Here is a 3,971-nt window from a genome sequence, read left to right as displayed (position 1 = left end):
CGCTGAAAACCACCTTGCGCGCGGAGATCGACGAGGCCGCGTGGGAGAGCCTGTATAGCGCGGTGTCCCGCCCGTTCCCGAAACCGAGTTCCGGGCGGATCGCTGTGAAGGTGATTAATCACCTGGGGGATGAGGTGATGAAGGTGTTTGGGGTGGGATGACTATCTAGTTTAAATTTTGAAATAAAAATATTGGAGAATATTTTATCTAAAAATACTCTCCAATGGAAGTCAACAACTTTTAAAGTTATTTAGTTTGTTGGTTGGTCGTTATTTAATTCAGGATTTTTTGAATAGTTTTTCTGTGTAAACGCTTCAAACTCATCAATAAAAGTTCTGACGTTTGACTGTCCTGACAGTATTATCGAATTACGATCACGTACAGATCCTAGTAAGCTATAACCCATTGGGGTGCTTCCATACCCTTCAATTATCTTATTAAAAATAGGCTTTCCTGTCTGCAAATTAATTATGGAATATCTTGCATATAGTTTTGTTGGAAAATTTATACCAACCAAGCTATAATTGATTCCTAATATTTTTACGTCAATAGTACAAAATCTGTGAGAGTTATAATCGAAAATAGCAGATTTGTTAACGGCATCTTGAATCGAGTTTTTAAGTGGCTGAACAAATTTTTCAAGCCCAACGGGACGAGTACCGTACGCGCTGACATTTTCATTTTCGTTTGTGTCGACATTAACGGTAACTGAATTCAGTCGATAGGGAAATTTTACCACCGAGACCGGAACATTATTAATTGAAAAATCAAATGGAGCAGGTGGCGAGCATCCTGCGAGCATTACCGTAAACAGAAACACGAAAAAATATTGAATGCGCACTTTTGTTGCCAATTTTAACTCCCGAAGTTACGTGAACGATAGAAACTGGATTACATAAATATCATAATTTGACAATATGCGAGATCAGTGAATTTGCGCTGGCGCCATCATTGGCCAGGGCATACGTTCACAGGGTAGAGTGACCAAGATCATCAGGCAGATGGGAGGAGCAGAAATTCACGCAGACTTGACATATGCCTTAGCATATGCCTAAATAGTTTTTTTGAGAACTCTATTATGACCCCAGAACGCCATGTCAAACTCTTCAAAAATGGCCGCAACCAGGCCGTTCGCATTCCCCGCGAGTTCGAGCTGCCCGGCGAGGATGCGATCATGCGGCGTGAAGGTGGCCGGCTGATCATCGAGCCGATGCCGCCGAAATCACTGCTCGACGTGTTGGCGACACTGAAACCGATCGAGGACGAGTTTCCGACCATCGATGAACTGCCGCTCGAACCCGTCGCTTTCTGACCGCCGGGATGCGCTATCTGCTCGACACCAACATCCTGTCCGATATCGTGCGCAATCCGGGTGGCCGGATTACCGAGGCGATCCGGCGGGTCGGTGCGACCGAGATCTGCACCAGCATCATCGTGGCGGCGGAATTGCGCTATGGCGCGGCCAAGCGCGCATCGACCCGGTTGGCCACGCAATTGGAGGTCATTCTTACCGCGATCGAAATTATGCCGTTCGAAACGCCGATGGATGCTGCCTATGGCGCGCTACGAGCCGAGTTGGAGCGGCGCGGCACGTTGGTCGGGCCGCATGACATGCTGATCGCGGCGCAATGCCTGGCGCTCGATTTGACGCTGGTGACCGACAATGAGCGCGAGTTTGCGCGGGTCGATCGCTTGCATATCGAAAATTGGCTGAGGGCGGAAAGCACATGACCGAATTCCGCATCGCCGATACCTTCACCGCCAGTCTGAACCGGCTGACGGCACAGGAGCAGAAAGCCGCCAAGACGACCGCGTTCGATCTACAGATTGATGCGACCGCCCCCGGCCTGTCGTTCCACAAGCTCGATCGCGCGCAGGATAAGAATTTCTGGTCGGTGCGGGTGAACGCCGATATCCGGATCATCGTACATCGGACCAGTGCGAGCCTGATGCTGGCTTATGTCGGCCATCATGACGATGCCTATAAATGGGCCGAACGCCGCAAGATCGAGCGGCACCCCACGACCGGGGCGATGCAACTGGTCGAGGTCAGGGAGCGGGTGCAGGAGGTGACAACCTTCGCGCCCACAAAGGCTGCAGCACTGCCTGCAAAGCCCAGATTGTTCGATAACCTCCGCAAATTCGAGTTGATGAAGTTCGGTGTGCCTGAAGAGTGGGTCGACGATGTGCGGCGCGCCGACGAGGACACGCTGTTCGACATCATCACCCATCTCCCGCAGGAAGCTCAGGAGGCGCTGCTGAAACTCGCCGTCGGCGAACAGCCGGAGCCGATCGTGGCGCTAGCGGTCGGTAGTGACCCGTTCTTGCATCCCGACGCGCAGCGGCGGTTCCGCGTGTTGACCAACGCCACAGAATTGCAGCGCGCCCTCGATTTCCCCTGGGAAAAATGGGCCGTATTCCTGCACCCCGATCAGACCGCACTGGTCGAGCGGGATTTCGCCGGTCCGGTGCGGGTTTCCGGTTCCGCCGGCACCGGCAAGACCGTTGTGGCGCTACACCGGGCGGTTCATCTGGCGCAGCAGAACAGCGACGCGCGTGTGTTGCTGACGACGTTTTCCAATCCTCTGGCCGGACTTCTACAAGAGAAACTTTTCTATCTGGTCGGCGGCGAAGCGGGACTCGCCGCACGGATCACGGTCCGCTCACTCCCGAAATTCGCGCATGATCTTTATGCCGAGCGCCATGGCATACCCCAGATGGCGTCGGACAACACGATCCGCACCTTGCTGATGGCAGCGGGGGCGCAATCAAAATTCAGTCCGCAATTTCTGTTCAGCGAGTGGACCGATGTGGTTGATGCCTGGCGACTCAAATCGTGGGATGATTATGCGAATGTCGCCCGGCTTGGCCGCAAGACGCGATTGGGGGGCAAGCAGCGCGAAGATCTGTGGCAGATCTTCAGTGAAGTGCAGGCGGGACTGACCGCACAGAACGCGATGACCTGGGCCAGCGTTTTCGACCGGCTGACCGACGATATGGCGCGAGGACTGCTGCCTCCTTTCGATTTTGCTGTGGTCGATGAGGCCCAGGATATCGGTATCCCGGAAGCCCGTTTTTTTGGTGCATTTGGCCGGGACCGGATGAACGCCCTGTTCCTCGCAGGTGACCTGGGCCAGCGGATTTTTCAGCAGCCGTTTTCGTGGAAATCACTCGGCCTCGATGTCCGCGGACGCTCGTTCACGCTGCGGATAAACTACCGGACATCCCATCAAATCCGCATGCATGCGGATCGGCTACTGCCAGGCGCCATCAGCGATGTCGACGGCAATACCGAAAGCCGCGATGGTACTGTCTCGGTGTTCGACGGTCCCGTCCCAGAAATCCAGCTCTTTCCAAGTGCGGTGGCCGAACGGGCGGCCGTCGGCAAATGGTTGGCGGCGCGCATGCGCGAGGGTGTGAAGCCGGAGGAAATCGGGGTCTTTGTTCGTGCTGAAGAGCAGATCGGACGGGCTAAGGCAGCAATTGGATCGGCCAACGGCATCACCGTGACCACCATGCATGGTGCAAAAGGACTGGAGTTCCGCGCCGTTGTGGTCATGGCCTGTGACGACGAGATCCTTCCGTTGCAATCAAGAGTGGAGGGCGTCGCCGATCAATCCGACCTGGAAGATGTCTATCATACTGAGCGCCATCTCCTTTATGTCGCATGTACGCGAGCTCGTGACCGATTGCTCATTACCGGAGTCGATCCGGGATCGGAATTTTTGGCGGATTTGCGGTTATGAGCTGTGGAGGATGCAGAAAGCGGGGGTAAGTTCTGTGAATTTGCTGTTGGCAATGTGAGTTCGTTTCTCATTGAAGCAGGAAATTGTGAGGGGTATTATCTGGGGTATTTTTTCAGAAAATGAAAATATATAGTATTATATATCAGTCTTCTATCACACCTAGATGACAGACACCCTCTCCGCCATTCCCATGAATTACCAGATATCATAGCGTACGAAAATTGG

The 3,971-nt window shown here is 53.5% G+C and carries 4 protein-coding genes; 3 read left to right on the top strand and 1 reads right to left on the bottom strand.

Translation table 11 applies throughout. From position 1 onward, the window contains the following. Positions 1-250 precede the first annotated feature (250 nt). Entirely contained in the window at positions 251-853 is a 603-nt protein-coding gene (locus ACP5E6_RS16830) for a hypothetical protein (RefSeq protein ID WP_427956107.1), read from the bottom strand. 225 nt (positions 854-1,078) lie between these two features. Here ACP5E6_RS16830 and ACP5E6_RS16825 point away from each other — a divergent pair, with 225 nt between their 5' ends. From ACP5E6_RS16825 to ACP5E6_RS16815, 3 genes are read left to right on the top strand one after another with little or no spacing between them, the layout of a single operon-like run. Next, positions 1,079-1,312 (top strand): antitoxin, encoded by a 234-nt coding sequence (locus ACP5E6_RS16825; protein ID WP_427956105.1) that lies wholly within the window; start codon positions 1,079-1,081, stop codon positions 1,310-1,312. An 8-nt stretch (positions 1,313-1,320) separates the two neighbouring features. Further along, entirely contained in the window at positions 1,321-1,731 is a 411-nt protein-coding gene (locus tag ACP5E6_RS16820; RefSeq protein ID WP_427956103.1) for a type II toxin-antitoxin system VapC family toxin, read from the top strand. Continuing rightward, positions 1,728-3,746, top strand: a complete 2,019-nt coding sequence (locus ACP5E6_RS16815; protein WP_427956101.1) for a 3'-5' exonuclease — start codon at positions 1,728-1,730, stop codon at positions 3,744-3,746. Before ACP5E6_RS16820 ends, ACP5E6_RS16815 begins: the two co-directional genes overlap by 4 nt. Positions 3,747-3,971: the final 225 nt, after the last annotated feature.

Source organism: Acidiphilium sp., assembly GCF_049977125.1.
Taxonomy (GTDB): domain Bacteria; phylum Pseudomonadota; class Alphaproteobacteria; order Acetobacterales; family Acetobacteraceae; genus Acidiphilium.
The sequence above is the reverse complement of the archived record's forward strand: the minus strand, read 5'-3'. Positions and strand labels throughout refer to the sequence as shown.

Coding starts and splice junctions, on each gene's coding strand:
- ACP5E6_RS16825 (WP_427956105.1), top strand. CDS start 1,079: ATGACCCCAGAACGCCATGTCAAACTCTTCAAAAATGGCCGCAACCAG.
- ACP5E6_RS16820 (WP_427956103.1), top strand. CDS start 1,321: ATGCGCTATCTGCTCGACACCAACATCCTGTCCGATATCGTGCGCAAT.
- ACP5E6_RS16815 (WP_427956101.1), top strand. CDS start 1,728: ATGACCGAATTCCGCATCGCCGATACCTTCACCGCCAGTCTGAACCGG.